Origin of the sequence: Neobittarella massiliensis (ex Bilen et al. 2018), assembly GCF_014269355.1 — a bacterium.
GTDB classification, from domain to species: Bacteria; Bacillota; Clostridia; order Oscillospirales; family Ruminococcaceae; genus Neobittarella; species Neobittarella massiliensis.
In genome coordinates this window covers 801,447-817,536 of record NZ_JACOGI010000001.1, presented here as the reverse complement: position 1 = coordinate 817,536, position 16,090 = coordinate 801,447, and the positions used below count along the sequence as shown (strand labels likewise).

At 60.5% G+C, this 16,090-nt stretch carries 15 protein-coding genes and 1 other annotated feature; of the genes, 4 read left to right on the top strand and 11 right to left on the bottom strand.

Annotated features, from left to right (window positions below):
- Positions 1 to 28: 28 nt before the first annotated feature.
- The 3 genes from H8K20_RS03745 to H8K20_RS03735 all read right to left on the bottom strand — a co-directional run bounded on the left by H8K20_RS03745 (position 29) and on the right by H8K20_RS03735 (position 4,511).
- Positions 29 to 373 carry a histidine triad nucleotide-binding protein gene (locus H8K20_RS03745; protein WP_105203668.1) on the bottom strand — a complete coding sequence of 115 codons (345 nt, stop codon included), beginning with the start codon at positions 371 to 373 and terminating at the stop codon, positions 29 to 31.
- Between the two features lie 59 nt (positions 374 to 432).
- A complete protein-coding gene (alaS, locus tag H8K20_RS03740) occupies positions 433 to 3,090 on the bottom strand; it encodes an alanine--tRNA ligase (protein ID WP_186487518.1) in 2,658 nt (885 codons plus the stop codon).
- A gap of 99 nt (positions 3,091 to 3,189) precedes the next feature.
- Positions 3,190 to 3,402 (bottom strand) — a binding site (T-box leader).
- A gap of 110 nt (positions 3,403 to 3,512) precedes the next feature.
- On the bottom strand, positions 3,513 to 4,511 hold the full coding sequence (locus H8K20_RS03735) for an NAD-dependent epimerase/dehydratase family protein (protein ID WP_186487517.1): 999 nt from the start codon (positions 4,509 to 4,511) through the stop codon (positions 3,513 to 3,515).
- Positions 4,512 to 4,667: 156 nt separating this feature from the next.
- Here H8K20_RS03735 and H8K20_RS03730 point away from each other — a divergent pair, with 156 nt between their 5' ends.
- Positions 4,668 to 5,258: a TetR/AcrR family transcriptional regulator gene (locus tag H8K20_RS03730; RefSeq protein WP_243206173.1), complete on the top strand. Its 591-nt coding sequence runs from the start codon at positions 4,668 to 4,670 to the stop codon at positions 5,256 to 5,258.
- Positions 5,259 to 5,350: 92 nt separating this feature from the next.
- Here the strand turns inward: H8K20_RS03730 and H8K20_RS03725 are convergent, their stop codons facing one another.
- From H8K20_RS03725 to H8K20_RS03705, 5 genes are all read right to left on the bottom strand, one after another.
- On the bottom strand, positions 5,351 to 6,241 hold the full coding sequence (locus H8K20_RS03725; RefSeq protein ID WP_186487516.1) for a YitT family protein: 891 nt from the start codon (positions 6,239 to 6,241) through the stop codon (positions 5,351 to 5,353).
- A gap of 252 nt (positions 6,242 to 6,493) precedes the next feature.
- Positions 6,494 to 7,411, bottom strand: coding sequence for a 1-phosphofructokinase (gene pfkB, locus H8K20_RS03720; RefSeq protein WP_186487515.1), 918 nt, complete (start codon positions 7,409 to 7,411; stop codon positions 6,494 to 6,496).
- 220 nt (positions 7,412 to 7,631) lie between these two features.
- Positions 7,632 to 9,233 (bottom strand): peptidoglycan D,D-transpeptidase FtsI family protein, encoded by a 1,602-nt coding sequence (locus H8K20_RS03715; protein ID WP_154865634.1) that lies wholly within the window; start codon positions 9,231 to 9,233, stop codon positions 7,632 to 7,634.
- A 186-nt stretch (positions 9,234 to 9,419) separates the two neighbouring features.
- Complete coding sequence (locus tag H8K20_RS03710; RefSeq protein ID WP_186487514.1) at positions 9,420 to 9,728, bottom strand: hypothetical protein; 309 nt, start codon at positions 9,726 to 9,728, stop codon at positions 9,420 to 9,422.
- Positions 9,725 to 10,477 (bottom strand): pseudouridine synthase, encoded by a 753-nt coding sequence (locus H8K20_RS03705; protein ID WP_154865636.1) that lies wholly within the window; start codon positions 10,475 to 10,477, stop codon positions 9,725 to 9,727. Before H8K20_RS03705 ends, H8K20_RS03710 begins: the two co-directional genes overlap by 4 nt.
- A 474-nt stretch (positions 10,478 to 10,951) precedes the next feature.
- On the opposite strand from H8K20_RS03705, the gene mgtE reads away from it, so the two are divergent.
- From mgtE to H8K20_RS03690, 3 genes are all read left to right on the top strand, one after another.
- A complete protein-coding gene (mgtE, locus tag H8K20_RS03700; RefSeq protein ID WP_186487513.1) occupies positions 10,952 to 12,298 on the top strand; it encodes a magnesium transporter in 1,347 nt (448 codons plus the stop codon).
- Between the two features lie 204 nt (positions 12,299 to 12,502).
- Entirely contained in the window at positions 12,503 to 12,679 is a 177-nt protein-coding gene (locus H8K20_RS03695; protein ID WP_186487512.1) for a hypothetical protein, read from the top strand.
- Between the two features lie 36 nt (positions 12,680 to 12,715).
- Positions 12,716 to 13,168: a hypothetical protein gene (locus H8K20_RS03690; RefSeq protein ID WP_186487511.1), complete on the top strand. Its 453-nt coding sequence runs from the start codon at positions 12,716 to 12,718 to the stop codon at positions 13,166 to 13,168.
- On the opposite strand, the gene H8K20_RS03685 is transcribed toward H8K20_RS03690, so the two are convergent.
- From H8K20_RS03685 to H8K20_RS03675, 3 genes are all read right to left on the bottom strand, one after another.
- A complete protein-coding gene (locus H8K20_RS03685) occupies positions 13,143 to 14,327 on the bottom strand; it encodes a D-alanyl-D-alanine carboxypeptidase family protein (RefSeq protein ID WP_186487510.1) in 1,185 nt (394 codons plus the stop codon). The two genes, H8K20_RS03690 and H8K20_RS03685, sit on opposite strands and share 26 nt — an antisense overlap.
- Positions 14,328 to 14,411: 84 nt before the next feature.
- Positions 14,412 to 15,497, bottom strand: coding sequence for a MalY/PatB family protein (locus H8K20_RS03680; protein WP_341480808.1), 1,086 nt, complete (start codon positions 15,495 to 15,497; stop codon positions 14,412 to 14,414).
- A gap of 115 nt (positions 15,498 to 15,612) precedes the next feature.
- Positions 15,613 to 15,981, bottom strand: coding sequence for a cyclophilin-like fold protein (locus H8K20_RS03675; protein ID WP_129589451.1), 369 nt, complete (start codon positions 15,979 to 15,981; stop codon positions 15,613 to 15,615).
- Positions 15,982 to 16,090: the final 109 nt, after the last annotated feature.

The following is a 16,090-nucleotide window of genomic DNA, read 5'->3' as shown; positions in this document are numbered from 1 at the left end:
CTATTGCGAGACCTGCACACTAAAGGGCTCAGCTCGCAAAAGGTGGCCACCCCATCTCTCTGCCACCCAGCACGTGAAAATGCAGGTGCTGTACCGTCTGCCCACCGTCGGCGCCGCAGTTATTGACGATGCGGTACCCGCCGGTGAGTCCCAGCTGCTTGGCCAGCCGGGCGATCACAGTGAACACGTGCGATACCACCGGGTCCTCACTCTCTTCCAGCGCGTCGCAGGAGGGGATGTGCGCCTTGGGGATGACCAGAAAATGGACTGGGGCCTGCGGGTCGATATCGTAAAAGGCCAGCACCTGCTCATCCTCATAGATCTTGTTAGAGGGTATCTCTCCCGCTGCTATTTTACAGAATAAACAATCCATTGTAAATACTGCCTCCTTAAAAAGATGGCTTTCCCACCGCCGGGCGACCTGCCCGGCATTTAGGCCAGCATATCGCGGATGAGGTCGGGGGTAGCGGCCATGGCCTCATCGATCTTAAAGATCTCTTTCACGCCGGCCATAGCGCTGTCGGGGCGGCCGCCGCCGCTGCCGCCGGCCAGCTTGGCGATCTCTTTGATGAGTTTGCCGGCATGCAGGCCAGCAGCCACCGCACTCTTTCCGCAGGCCACGCAGATGGTCCCCTTCTCGCCGACTACCGTCGACAGAACCACCACCAGATCATCTTTGCCTTCGCGGGCCTTTTCGCCCATGGTGCGCAGCGCACCGGCATCGGTGCCGGTGAAGCTGGCAGTGATCACCTTGACCGGACCCACCTGGATGGCTTTGTCAAACAGTCCCTCGGCCTCGATAGCGGCCAATTTGGAGGACAGCTCTTCGATCTTGCGGCCGGCCTCTTTGAGCTCAGCCATCACCGACTCGGCTTTGTGGACGAGCTCGGCAGTGTTTTGCAGCTTTAGAGTATGGGCCGTATCGCGGATCTGCTGGGTCTGCTCGCCGATAAAGCGGATGACCCCGGTGCCGGTGACCGCCTCTATACGGCGAATGCCGGCAGCTGCCGACGACTCCGAGAGGATCTTGAACAGACCGATACAGCCGGTGTTCTGCACATGGGTGCCGCCGCACAGCTCCATCGAGAAATCGCCGACCCGGCACACCCGCACCACATCGCCGTACTTCTCGCCAAACAGGGCCATCGCACCCAGGTCGCGGGCGGCCTGCTGGCTCATCTCGCTGATGTCGGTGGGGATGGCGGCCATGATCTTGCGGTTGACGATCTCCTCTACCTGCATGATCTCCTTGCCGCTCATGGCCGAAAAATGGCTGAAGTCAAAGCGCACACGGTGGCTGTCGACCAGCTGGCCGGCCTGGTGCACGTGGTCGCCCAACACCTGCCGCAGCGCCGCCTGCAGCAGGTGGGCGGCGGTGTGATTGCGGGCGACCGCCTGGCGGTAGTCGTTGTCGATGGCGCAGTGCAAGCTGTCGCCGGTGGCGATGACGCCTTCCTGCACCTGTATATGATGGAGGAAGTAGCCGCCGGTGGCACTCTTCTGACAACCGGTGACCAGTGCGCTGAGCCCCGCGCCGCTCACGGCGCCGCGATCGGCCACCTGGCCGCCGCTCTCGGCATAAAACGGGGTCTGATCCAGGATCAGGATGGCCTGCTGGCCCTGCCCTACCTGCTCGACGATCTCACCGTTTTCGATGATGCAGAGCACTTTGGCGGTGGCCTCATCGCGGCCGTAGCCCACAAACTCGGTGGCCGGCAGGTCGAGCGTAGCCGTCACGTCCTCCACCCAGGCCACATCACCCATATCTTCACGGGCGGCACGGGCGCGGGCGCGCTGCTGATCCATCAGCTCGTCAAAGCGGTCCTGGTCCAGGGCGATCTGCCGCTCGGCGATGATCTCGCGCACCAGATCCACCGGGAACCCATAGGTGTCGTAGAGCTTAAAGGCGTCGTCGCCGGGCAAAACGGCCTTACCGGCCTCGATGGCGGCGGCATCCATCTTGTCGATCAGCTCCGATAGCATCTCCATACCCTGATCGATGGTCTTTTCAAAGCGGGCCTCCTCGTTTTGAATGACCTTTTTGATATAGCCGCGCTTGCCCTCCAGCTCGGGGTAAGCCGAGAGGTTCTCATCGATCACGGTATCGCACACCTTGTAGAGGAACGCCTCTTTAATACCCAGCAGCCGGCCGTGGCGGGCTGCCCGGCGCAGCAGACGGCGCAGCACATAGCCGCGGCCCTCGTTTTGCGGCACCACCCCGTCGGCTACCATAAATACGGTGGAGCGGATGTGGTCGGTAACTACCCGCAGCGACACGTCCTGCTCGGGGGTGCCCTGATGATAGGCGATGCCGGCGATGCGGCTGATGTGCTGCATGATGTTCTGGACGGTATCTACCTCAAACAGGTTGTCTACCCCCTGCATGATGCAGGCCAGCCGCTCCAGACCCATACCGGTATCGATGTTCTTGTGCTCCATCTCGGTATAGTTGCCCTCACCGTCGTTGACAAACTGCGAGAACACCAGGTTCCAAAACTCCATGTAGCGGTCACACTCACAGCCGGGGCCACAGTCGGGGCTGCCGCAGCCAAATTTCTCGCCCCGGTCAAAATAGATCTCCGAGCAGGGGCCGCAGGGGCCGGCGCCGATCTCCCAGAAGTTGTCGTCTTTGCCCAGGCGCACGATGCGCTCGGGGGGGATGCCCACCTCTTTGGTCCAGATGTCAAAAGCCTCGTCATCATCCAGATAAATGGTGACCCACAGCCGGTCTTTGGGGATCTCGAGCCGCTCGGTGATAAACTCCCAGGCCCACTTGGTGGCCTCATGTTTAAAGTAGTCGCCAAACGAAAAGTTGCCCAGCATCTCGAAATAGGTGCCGTGGCGGGCGGTCTTACCCACCTGCTCGATATCTGGGGTGCGGATACACTTCTGGCAGGTGGTCACCCGCACATTGGGCGGGGTCTCCTGCCCCAAAAAGAACTTTTTCATGGGTGCCATGCCCGAGTTGATGAGCAGCAGGCTGTTGTCGCCCTGGGGCACCAGCGGGTAGCTGGGCAGCCGGGTGTGCCCCTTCTCCTCAAAAAACGAGAGGAACATCTCCCGCAGCTCGTTGAGACCAGTCCATTTCATCTTTTATCACCTGTCTTTTTGTTTTTGTGCCGCGCACTACAGCGGCTTTTATATCATGTCTTGCGTGTCTCGGGCAAAAAAGATAGGCTCCCGCCCCGGTTATGGGACGAAAGCCTGTATCTGCTCCGCGGTACCACCCAAATTGCGCGCTCGTCTGCGCGCCACTTTGCCGCCGTAACGGGGCGTGCCGTCACCGCTTTTGGCGGCGAAACTCCGAGGTGGCCGCTGCCTGTCGCCGCCGCGCCCCTCTCACCAAATGGGGCGCTCTCTGCACACAGCTCTCCAGGCAGTCTTCCTCATCATCGTCTTTTACCGTATAAGTATACCCCGCCACAGCCGCCTTTGTCAACTGTATCCGGGTCTGGCGGTGTTTTTTATGCCGGTCTAAACCATATTTTTTCGTCCGCTCTTCTTTTTGTTCTCTAGGTTCCCCGGACCGCCCCCTCCCGCAGCCAGCACACTGTGTCGGCGACCGTCACCGCCAGATCGCGGGTGGTGTAACCCAACTCACGGCTGGCCCGTTCGTGGGAAAAACGGCTGCCGGCAGTCAGTGTATGCAGCGCGTACGGGGTATAGAGTGGCCGGCGCCCACGGCGGCGCTGTATCCAGCTGATAGCCGGGCAGACAGCCCGAGCCACCCACATGGGCAGCGCTGCCAGTTTTCTGCCACCGGCGGTCCGGCGCACCAGTTCCAACACCTCTTTTACCGTGTACTGGTCGCCCGACAAAATGTAGCAGCGGCCGCGGCGGCCCCTATCTGCCGCCGCAACACAGCCGTCGGCCACATCGCGCACATCTACAAAATCATAGGCGCCGCGCACGCAGGCCGGTAGCCGTCCGTTCATATAGTCCTCTACCATCTGTACCAGATGGTTGCCGCCATCACTGTAAGGGCCCAAAATGCCAGACGGATGGACCACCACCGCATCGAGGCCGGCCGCCGCGGCCAGCAACACCCGGCGAGTGGCGGCGGCTTTGGTCTTGGCATAGCCGCCCACCAGCAGGTCGGGCGAAAAATGCGCCACCTCCCGCACAGTGTTCAGCTGACCTCGTTCGGGGATCGCATGCACCGAACTCACATATACCAGCCGCGCTATCTGATACCTTTGGCAGCAGTCGATCATATTCTGCGTGCCCAGCACATTTACCTGCCACAGCCGGTCGGTCCCTCGCTGGGCAATGTCCACGATCCCCGCGGTGTGGATGACGGCCGTATCCCCAGCAGGTACCCCTTCAAACAGCGGTCGCAGCGTCGCAGCATCACAGATATCGCCGGTAAAGTACCGGGTGCCAGGTCCGGCCGTTGGCCGTTGTCCAGGCTGGATCAATCCCCGGATAGACACCCCTTTTTGCTGCAAAGCGCGGATGATCGCGGTGCCCAGGTGTCCTGCCGCACCGGTCACGATATACAGCTTAAACATATTATAAACACCTCCGCCATATACTGCACACCGTGTTGATTATCTCTTCTAATTACAGTATACTCAGAGGGAAAGCAGCGCGCAATAAACAGCTGGGGCGCAGTTGTGCAGATATCCGACACCGGCAGCCCCAACTGTCTAATAGGGGGAGATCTTTTGAGAAATACCGACCACCGGGTGCGGGTGACCCGGATGCTCATCCGGCAGGCCTTTACCAAGCTGCTGCAGCAAAAACCGATCCAGAGCATCTCTATCAAGGAGCTGTGTGCCGCCGCCGGTATCAACCGGGGTACCTTTTACGCCCACTATACCGATATTTACGATCTGCTCGCCAAGATCGAACAGGAGATGTTTGGCGAGATCCAAGAGGCCCTACAGCCGCTGCTGGAGGAGGCACGTCCCCTCAATCCGGTCGATATCAGCACCGGCATCTTTCAGTGCTTAAAAGACAACTCCGATCTGTGTATCGTGACACTGGGCCCTTATGGCGATAAGGCTTTTGCCGCCAAGTTACTCGAGCTGGGGCGCGAGCGCTGTCAGGCCAGCTACAGCCAGTACTTTCGCCGCGCCACCCCCGAGCAGATTAGCTACTACTATGCCTTTGTCAGCGCCGGCTGCATTGGCCTACTCGACCGCTGGCTGCAGGACGGCATGCGGGCGCCGGCCGGCGAGATAGCCCGCATCGCCCAGGAGATCATGCTCAGCGGGATCGGTTTTTTACAGGGTCGACAAGAGGAAACGCCCTAAATAAATAGTACCTCGTCCATACACCAATTTAAAAAGGCGCATCGTGTACTCAGATCGTGCACGGCGCGCCTTTTAACAATGCTCTACAGTTTTTACTCTGCGTTCTGCCCCTCTATTCTGCGGGCTGGGTGATCTTTGTGCAGACTAAAGCCGCGGCCGCGGACCTCGCTGACTTTGGCCGCCACCAAAAAGGCGGTGGGGTCAATCTCCTCTACCAGCTCTTTCATGGCCGGCAGCTGCCGGTGGCTGATGACCGAGAGGATGACCCGGCCGGGCTGTTCCAGCCAGCCGGTGACTGATTCTAAATAGGTCACGCCCCGGTCCAGCTTTTGCTGGATCGCCTGGCTGATCTCGGCGTGTTTGGGGCTGACGATGGTGACCTGTGTCTGGCTCTCGCCCAGCATCATCACCTTATCCATCACCACGCTGGTGACGATGATGACCACGATGCCGTAGAGCAGCTGCTCCGGCGTGGCAAAGAGGATCTGAAAGGCGATGATAACAAAATCGAATACCCAGATGAGCATGGGCACCGACAGGCCAAATTTTTTGTTGAGGATCAGCGGGGGGATGTCCATGCCGCCGGTCGAGGCGCCCTCTTTGATGACCAGACCCATGCCCGCCCCAACAAGGATACCGGCAAACAGCGCGGCCAACAGCACATCGTCGGTAATATGCTGCAGGTAATCTACCTTGCGCAGCAGCATGAGTTCAAACGGGTAGACGACGGTGGCCAATAGAGTGGATAGAGCAAACTTTTTACCCAGAAAGAGCGCGCCCACAAAAAACAGCACCCAGTTGCACACGGTGATACCCAGGCCCACATCGAACCCCAGCCAGTGCTCGGCGATCAGACCTAGGCCGGTGATGCCGCCAGATACCAGATCATTGGGCAAGATAAACGCCGCTACGCCCAGCGCCAACAGCCCGTTGCCCACGATCACCATCAAGGCCGTCTTTGCCTCTTTCTTCCAGTTTTTCACAACCCATTCCTCCGTCTTTGGCATACTTGCCGCCCGCTGGCAGTTCCCGCTCGCCACCAGCTGTCAAACGGGTGGCGAGCCGAGATCTCTGGCGGGCGGCACGCGCATTACCGAATCAGTATACCACACTCCCGCAGGCCTTACAATATGTCATTTTCCGCATAGTTATCCGCTTTTTTGTACTGCTGTGCTGCCCTGTTAAACAGCTGGCGTCTTTGCCGCCCAAGCGGCAAGTCTGGGAGCTTTTGCCGCTCACAGCCGCTCCACACGCAAGCCCTCGCGCAGTGCCTCGACCTGGCTGCGGGTAGCCAGACCAGGTGAAAATGCCGATGCGCTGCCGGCAGCTACACCCCAGCAAAATGCCTGGCGGCAGTCGCCGCTGCACTGCCATCCAGCCAAAAAGCCGGCCACCATCGAGTCGCCCGCCCCCACTGAATTGACCACTTTTCCCTGCGGCGCCGGCAGCTTGTATACTGCCCCATCTTCGGCGCACAAAAGCGCCCCGTCGCCGGCCATCGACACCAGCACGTTGCGGGCCCCCTGTTTTTGCAGCTGACGGGCAAAAGCAATGCGCTGGCGGTCATCGTCCAACGGCCGACCGGCTATCTCCGCCAGCTCGTGATGGTTGGGCTTTATGAGAAATGGCCGGTAGCGCAGCGTCTCACCCAGCAGCCGGCCGGTGGCGTCCACCACAAAATCGACCCCCCGCTGCTGTAGCCGGGCCATGACCGTCTGGTAGATATCGTCGGGCAGGCTCCGGGGGATGCTTCCGGCCAGCACCAGCACATCTCCCGTTTGCAGGCGGTCCAGCTTGTGTTGCAGCGCCTGTAGTGCCACCGGTTCTATGTCGGGGCCGGCGCCGTTTATCTCGGTCTCCTGCCCGGTGTGCAGCTTTACATTGATGCGCGAAACACCCCGTGCCAGCCGTATAAAATCGGTGCGGCAACCGGTATTTTGCAGCTGTCGGGCGATCTCGTCGCCCACAAAGCCACCCACAAAACCCATAGCCACACTGTCAACGCCCAAATTGCCCAGTACCAGCGACACATTGAGTCCCTTACCGCCCACCGTGAGCTGCTCTTTTTCTGCGCGGTTGACCCGCCCCATCTGCAGCTCTTCGAGCTGTAGCACGTAATCCAGCGACGGGTTAAAGGTCACTGTGTAGATCATTGCACTCTCCCCCTACATAAAATCATGTATCGGTACCATCGGCAGATCGCCCGACCACTTTTTTCCCATCGTGCCTGGCGCGGTTGCCCGCACCGCATATAAATCCCTTTACACCGGCCGCCGATCCCGGCTGTCTCTACGATCATAGCACGGCCGCTCTCCACTGAAAAGTACTTCCGTCGACGGCTCTTGTTACCCTACGGTATCCACCAGCACCTACTTATTCCAGCTCCATCAGCCGGGCGCAGATCTTGGCAAACACCGGGGCGGCGGTAAACGAGCCCTCACCGCCGTACTCATAAAACACCAGTACCGTGTATCGGGGGTCCTCAGCCGGGAAAAAGCCGCTGAAGTAACTGTGCAGTTTCTCGATCCCATCCTCGCCAAATTCACCGGTCTGGGCGGTGGCGGTCTTGCCGGCGATGCGCACCCCATCCACCGCTGCCTGCCGCCCGGTGCCGGTCACGGTCACCGCTACCATCGCGTCGGCTATCTTCTGTGCCGTCTGTGGCTCCATCACGCGAATGGGGTCCGGCGTCTCCTGTTCTTGCAAACTGCCATCCTGCCATATCCCCTGTACCAGCGTGGGGCGCAGGTACTCCCCGCCGCGGGCAAAGGTGTTTACCATAGCCGCCAGCTGCAGTGGGGTGGCGGTGAGTCCCCCCTGCCCAAACGAGAAGTTGGGCAGATCATAGCTCGCCAGTGCCTGGGTACTGGGCAGGTTGCCGGCCTGACACAAAAGACCCGGCGCCAGCTGCCACGACTGGCCAAAGCCAAAGCTCTGGGCGGTGGCGCGGGCAAAGGCGGGGTCGAGCTTCTCGGCCAGCTGCACGAAATAGCAGTTGCACGACAGCTCGATAGCCTGGGCCATGTCGATCTCGCCGTGTCCCTCTGCGCGGTGGCACTTGTACTCGGTATCGCCGATCTTCACACTGCCGGTACAGGTGAACCTGGTCGACAGCGGCAGCCCCGCCTCCAAAGCCGAGGTGGCACTGACCAGTTTAAAGGTGGAGCCCACGCTGTAGGGCTGCAGCGTCTTGTTGAGCAGCGGCGAATTCACCTCTTTTAAGCTGGCTCCCACATCCTGCGGGTCGTAGCTGGGAAAGCTGGCCGCCCCCCGCACCTGGCCGGTGGCACAGTCCAGCACCACGATACTGCCCGAGGGCACTCCGCTCTTTCCTTCCTCCTCAATGATCTGCTGCACCCGCTTGTCGATGGTGAGCACTACCCCATCTTCCAGGTCGGGCACCTGCTGAGCCAACGGCTCCCCACTGCGCAGCGGCTGGCCCAGCGCATCGATGCCAAAAGTAATGCTCTGGGTACCGCCGGCCTGCCGCAAAAAGTCCTCGTATCCCGCCTCCAGGCCGGTAAAGCCCTGGCCGTCCTGCAGATATCCGATCAGGTGGGGGCACAAAAAGCGGCTGCCATAGCGCTTTTTGTAGGGGACGGTATACCCGCCGGAAAACTGCACCGGCCCAGTCAGCTCCACGGCAAATATCTGTTCTTTTTTAGCCATCTCGCGGGCATAGCTGCGGTCGTCCTTTTTGATGGACGGGAGAATATCATCCACCTGGTCAAAATCGCCGGTGACTACCAGCTTATAGCCGGTCTCGGCGTTGACCAGCGGCTGCATATCCCGGTCATAGATGGTCCCGCGGCATTGGGCGATCTCGATTTTTTTCTGCGACTGCCCCTGCGCCGCCTGCACGATCTCGCTGTCCTCCCCCAAGGCGCCAATACGCACCACCAGCACCACCGCACACAGCACCACCGCTATAAATATGGCCGCCATACGCCGCGATAATTTTTCAAAACCAGCCACCTGTCCTGCCTCCTCTGCGGTCTATTACCCAGTAGCAGTATGGGCAGCACAGCAGAAGTTATGTCGCCAGTTTGTCAGTCTGCGCATAGAATAGCAGTGGCCGCACCGGCTAAAACAGCTCGGTCGCTGCACGCCAAAAAGAGCCATGCCCCATCTGGCACAGCTCTTCTCTCGTTTCCTAATTGGCTATTTTCCGCCACACTTTTTTACCATAAACAGCCCGGGAACACTGTAGGCTCCCCCTGCTGCCGGCGGGTAGCCCAGCGCCGCTATCGTCTGCCGGCAGCGCTCGTCTCCGGGGCGGTAAAAGCTGATATCCCGGTCCAGGCAGTGGGCCAGGCAGGCCCGCAGGACCCCGTCGATCACGGGCAGATCCTGATATTCTAGCGCATCCAGCACCACGGTGTCGCCCTGTATGGCAAAATGGCAGCTGGCCAGTTGGCCGCTCTGATCGCGGGCCACAAAACAATCGCCTTGTCGGCTGATGGTGATCACCGCTCCTCGCCCCTCTCCTGGGCCAGGCCCGCTGCATTTCGCAGAGCAGCGACCTCCTGCTTGGTCAGATCGCGGTACTTGGCCGGGCCCAACATGCCCAGCTTTACCGGGCCGTAGGCGGTGCGCTTTAGGCGGGCCACTTCCAGCTCCAGCGACTCGCACATGCGGCGGATCTGCCGGTTGCGCCCCTCGCGGATAACGAATTCCAGCACGCAGCGGCCGGGAGACTTATCCAGCACCCGCACGATGGCCGGCGCCGTCTTGCGGCCATCCAGGTAAATGCCTTCCGCCAGCTTGGCCAGCTGCTCGTCGCTGGGCTCGGGCCGCACCGTTACCCGGTAGGTCTTGCTCACCTTTTTGCTGGGGTGCATCATCAGGTTGGCAAACTCGCCGTCGTTGGTGCACAAAAGCAGGCCCTCCGAATTTTTGTCGAGTCTGCCGATGGGGAACAGCCGCTGGTCCTCGCCGGCCAGCAGTTGCGCCACACAGCGGCGGTCGAATTCGTCTTTCATGGTGGTGACGAACCCGCGGGGCTTGTGCAGCATGATATAGCGCTGCTCCACCTTGAGCCCCCCCACCCGCTCGCCGTCTAAGGTGACCAGGTCGCGGGCCATATCGATCTTGTCGCCCAGGCTGGCCGGGTGGCCGTTCACCTTGACCCGGCCCTTGCGGATATACTCCTCCGCGTGGCGGCGGGAACACACGCCCCAAAGGGACATGGCCTTTTGCAGTCGGGTATCTCTTGCCATCGTCTCACTCCTATAAATCTGGCTGTCTCGCGCAGCCGTATCCTCTCCGGTCTCTCCCCTGCCGGCGGTGGCAGGGGGCCGGTCGTTTTCACACTCAAACAAGCGCCGCCATCAAACAGCACACCGGCTGCGGCGGCAGGTATTCTCCACACAGCAGTCGTCTTTTAATCATAACACTAAAAAGAGCAAAGGTCCACACCCGTTTTGCGCCGGTACACAGCCGGGTATTTTCGGTGTAAATTGCCGTTTTAGGGTTGCGCCCGGCAGCGGGCAGGTGGTACTATTAAGAAAAAGCCGAGCTGTGCTCAAACGGCAGATATCTGCCGCTCAGGGCGGGCTCCTGCCCACAGAGAGATACGGGGCCATCGCGCCCGGGCAGGGGCTCGTTTTTCTGCGTTTGGCGCCGGACCGTGGGCCTCTGTGTATGGGGCGCCGGCGCCAGTGCCATACTCAGCTTGTAAAGGGGTTGTTACCATGGGGAAACATTTGGACAGCGGTGAGCTCTTAGATCTGCTCTTACACGCGCCCGATGATCTGCTGCAAGAAAAGCTGGAGTACGTGCACCCGGCCGATATCCTGCAGCTCATCCACGACGAGGAGGCCGACCCCCGAGAACTGCTGAGCCGCCTGAGCGAGGAGCAGATCGCCGATATCATCGACGAAGAGGAGGAGGAGGACAAGTACGAGCTGCTCAAGCTGTTCCCCTCCATCCGACAGGAGCAGATCGTCGACGAGATGTCCTCCGACGAGCTGGCCGACCTCATTGGCTCTATCGAGAATGAGGGGGAGGCCAAAGCCCTGCTGGATAAGATGTCGCAGGAGAACCGGGAAGACGTGGGGCAGCTGCTCTCGTACGACCCCGATACTGCCGGCGGTATCATGGCCACCGAATTTATCACCATCTACGACAACAAGACCGTGCAGAGCACCTTAAAATATTTGCGCGAGATCGCCGATGAGGTGGAAAACGCCTACTCGCTGTACGTGACCGACCGCCAGGACCACCTGCGGGGCACGCTCGATTTAAAAGATATCGTCACCTCCTCGCTGGAGACGCCCATCATGGAGGTGATGAACCCCCACGTGCTGAGCGTGCCGGTAGAGATGGATCAGGAGGAAGTGATCGCTCTTTTTGACAAGTACAGTGCCGTCGAGCTGCCTGTCGTCAACGGCGACAACCAGATCGTGGGCATCATCACCGTCGACGACGCCATGGACGTCATGCGCGAAGAGGCCACCGAGGATATCCACTATATGGGCGGTGTGGCCGGCGAAGAAAAGGTGGACGGTAGCTTGGGCGAGTCGCTCAAGAGCCGGCTGCCATGGCTGCTGGTCAATCTGCTCACCGCCTTTTTGGCCTCCAGCGTGGTGGGCCTGTTTCAAGAGACCATCGGCAAAGTGGTACTGCTGGCCACCATCATGCCCATCGTCACCGGCATGGGCGGCAATGCCGGCACCCAGTCGATGACCCTCATCGTACGGGGCATCGCCCTGGGCGAGCTCGACCGCGACAACGCGCTGCGGGTCTTCGCCAAAGAATGCGGCGTCGGGGTATTCACCGGTCTGGTCATCGGGGTCATCGTGGCGGTAGCCAGCGCGCTGGTGGGTGGCAACCCGGTGCTGGGTCTGGTCACCGGCTGCGCCATGCTCCTCAACATGGCGGTAGCTACCGCCACCGGCTATGTCGTACCGGTGGTGCTCAAAAAATTGCACGTCGATCCGGCGCTGGCCTCGGCGGTGTTCGTCACCACTGCCACCGACGTGATGGGCTTTTTCTTCTTTCTGGGGTTGGCCACCCTGTTTTTGCCGCTGCTGCTATAGGTCCCGTACCGTCTGCAGGTCGGACCCGCTCAAGATCAAAATAGCCCCTACCGGTCATCTTCTCACCGACCGGTAGGGGCTGTTTTTCATTTTATAATATAGTGAGTTTTTCGATAAATTTTATTCCTGTTCTTCAGGCGCTTGCCCAGCAGTATTTGTACTCTCTGCGGTATGCTCATCCCATAGATCTTGGAGGTGATCGATATGAAAAAATATGTCCATCTATTTTCTTGTCTGCTCTTGGTGCTGGCCCGTCTGGCAGGTTGTGGCATCACTTCTGCAGGTAAAGACCGGGGGGCCAGCGAAACATCTTCGTCTGGCAGCGGCAGCAAGGTCCAACTGCTCCCCACTACCCGTACCGCGTTTGTCAGCGACCTATGAAAGTTGTTTGCGGATAAAAACCTTGAGTTACAGGCGATGAGCGAGGAACTGCCCCAGGACAACGGCCAGGAACTGACTGGCCGCTATGCGGTGCGCGACCCGGCCCACCCCACCAGGTCCTGGGGCGGCCTTAACTGCACGTATCAAAAAAGCGGGCAGCTGCTGTCTGTAACGGTAGACGGCAAACTGACTGCCCTCACCGGCAGCGCCGGCTGGTACACCCTAGGCTGCATCGTCTACCTCATCGACAAAAAAACGATTACCAGCAGGTATTCGACGTGCTGGATATCCCCGCGATCACCGCTGGCGGCGACCAGGGCTCCACCCAAAAAAGCGGTGTCCACTACCTTTTTATGTGCCTTGGCACCGACGACTGGATCTTCTCTATGCCCCCAGCACCGCCAGCTAAAAAACAGAAGAAGAGCCTGCGACCGCTGTCGGTCGCAGGCTCTTCTTCTGTCTGTCAGTCCTTTACGAACCATCCCTTGATCCAGTCAAAAATGCCGCCCGTCTTTTTCTTGTCGCCGGTTTTTTTCCCCTTTTCGGGCACTTCTTCGGTGGCGGTCACCGGCAGGCGGTACTCGCCGCCGTCAGGGCTGCGGTAAACCACCTCCCCCACCACCTGCCCCGCGGTGATCGGGGCGTAGATAAAGCCGGGCAACTGTACGGTCTTTTGCAGGCTACTGCCCTCTTTGAGCAGCAAAAAGTCCAGCTCGCTCTGCACGGTGATCTGCACGCTGTCTTTGCTGCCGCCCACCACCGGCAGACTGCTCTTTTCCTCCGGTGGCAGCTGCTGGGTACTGCCGGTGGCAAAGGCGTAATCGTACAGTGCGGTGTGGGTCTTCCAGTCCTCGCCGCAGTTGAGGGTCACACAGATGAGCGTACTGCCCTCACGGGTGACCGCCGACACCAGGCAGCGGCCGGCCTTTTTGGTAAAGCCGGTCTTTATGCCGCAGGCGCCGTCCAGCTCCCGCAGCAACCGGTTCGAATTTTTCAGGTGCCAGGTGTCTCCGTTTACGGTGATCGCCGCGGTAGAAGAGGCGCAGATAGCGGCAAAATCAGGGTTTTGCAGCGCCGCTTTGGCCAGCAGCGCCATATCGTAGGCGGTGGAGTAGTGGTCGTCATCCGGCAGCCCGGCCGGGTTGGTAAAATGGGTGTTGCGCATGCCCAGCTGGGCGGCCCTCTGGTTCATCATGTCCACAAAGCCGTCTCCGCCCACGATGTGCGCCACGCTGCGGGCAGCATCGTTGCCGCTCTTGAGCATCATCCCGGTGATCAGGTCGCGCAGCGTCAGCTGATCGCCCTCCCGCACGCCCAGGCTGCTCCCCTCTACCGTCACATCCTCTTTGCGCATGGTATACACCGTATCCAGCGAGCCGTTCTCCACCGCCAGCAGCGCCGTCATGATCTTGGTCGTGCTGGCCATGGGCAGCTGCTGGTGCATATTGCCCTCTAAAAACACCTGCCCGGTCTGGGCGCTCATCAGCACAAAGGCCTGGGCCTCCACCGCCGGCGGCGCATTGGGGTCGGCGGTCTGCTCGGCCGCCCACGCTGCTGGCACCCACAGCACCGCGGCTGCCAGCAGCGCCCCCAACCAGCGCCGCAGGGGGTGTTTATGTGTTTTTTTCTCTGTTCGCTGACCTATCAAAACGCATCACCTCTGCCGCTTTTAGTGTATGCGCGCCGTCCCGGCAACATGCCGGCGCACACAGACGAACCGCGGCTCCGGCACTCAGAACTGTTCGCTCCACCATGCCTCATAGGCCAAAACGCCCCGTTTTAGACGCTGCAGCCCCGCGTATAGCTGGGCCCTGGGGCAGGCGATATTCATGCGCAAAAACTGTTCACTGCCGCCGCCGAACTGCGCCCCGCCCGACAGGTAGAGCCCTGTCTTTTGCCGCAGATGATCGGCCAAGTCCGCCCCGCTGCCCCGCACCTGCCGGCAGTCCAGCCACAGCAGGTAGGTCGCCGTCGACGGCACCACCTGTACCTGGGGCAGCTCTTTTTTTAAATAGGCGGCAGCCATCTGTTTATTCTGGTACAGGTAGCTGCGCAGCGCCTCCAGCCAGGGGCCGCCGCTGGTGTAGACAGCCACCGCGGCGGTGATGGCAAAGGTGTTGGGTTCTGCTATCTCATCGGTGCCCAGCGCCCGCTCTACCCGGTGTCGCAAAGCCCCGCTAGGCACCAGTACGGCCGACGTCTGCAGGCCGGCCAGGTTAAAGGTCTTGGTCGGCGCGACGCAGGTGATGCTGTTTTGCCGGCAGTCATTCGACACGGCGGCAAACGGCGTATAGTTCTGCCCCGGGTCGGTCAGGTCGCAGTGGATCTCGTCCGCGAGCACCAGCACATGGTGGCGCCGGCACAGTGCGCCGATCTCCTCCAACTCAGTGCGGTCCCATATCTTGCCGATCGGGTTGTGGGGGTTGCACAACAGCATCATCGTGGTCTGCGGGTCCGCCAGCTTTTGCTGCAGGTCGGTAAAATCGATGTGGTAGCGCCCGCCGTCGTACACCAGCCGGTTCTCCACTACCTGGCGGCCGTTATTGCGGATGCAGTTATAAAAGATGTTGTAGACCGGCGTCTGCACCAGCACCTTCTCTCCCGGGGTCGTCAATTTGCGGATCGCGCTGGATATCGCCGGCACCACACCGGTACAGTAAAGTATCCACTCGCGGGGGATCTGCAGGCCGTGGCGCTGTGCCCACCAGCTGCTTATCGCCCGGTACCAGTCCCCCGGCACCTCTGTGTAACCAAATATCCCGTGGGCGGCCCTCTGTGTGATCGCGCGCTGTATCTCCGGTGCCACCAAAAAGTCCATATCCGCCACCTATATGGGCAGCTCTTCACCGCCCACCGCCCATTTTAAAGAGTTGGTGCCGCGGCGGTCCACCACGGTGTCAAAATCATACTGCACGGCGTTTCACCTCCAGTTTTTATACCCGCTCTATCACTGCGGTAGAGCCCTCTGGCAGTGCTGCCAGCTGCTGCAGCCCGCTCTCCACCCGGCCCATGTAATAAAGCCCCTGGGCATAGGGCTGATCCCCGTAAAAAAACACCAGGTTGCCCCAGGGCCCATAACAGGCCACATCCCCCACCGCCGGGTCGTAGCCCGCCTCTCCCCGGCCCGCCAGATCTTGGGGCAGGTAGGCGATCTTCTCGGCGCCGGCAAAATCCTCTATGGCCACCTCTGCCGGCAGCTGTGTCAGCAGGCTCTGGGTGGCGGCATTCTCTTCCAGCACAGCTTCGGCCGTGCCGCCGGCAAAAGTCAGCCGGATGCGGGTACCCACAATTGCCGGTGGCACCGTCTCCCCGCTCGCAGTACCGGCCGCCGTCTCTCTGTCCCGGCTCTGCGCCGGGGGAGACGATACCCGTGTAGAGGTCTCTTTTCTGCCGGTGCTCGCCCCGCTGCAG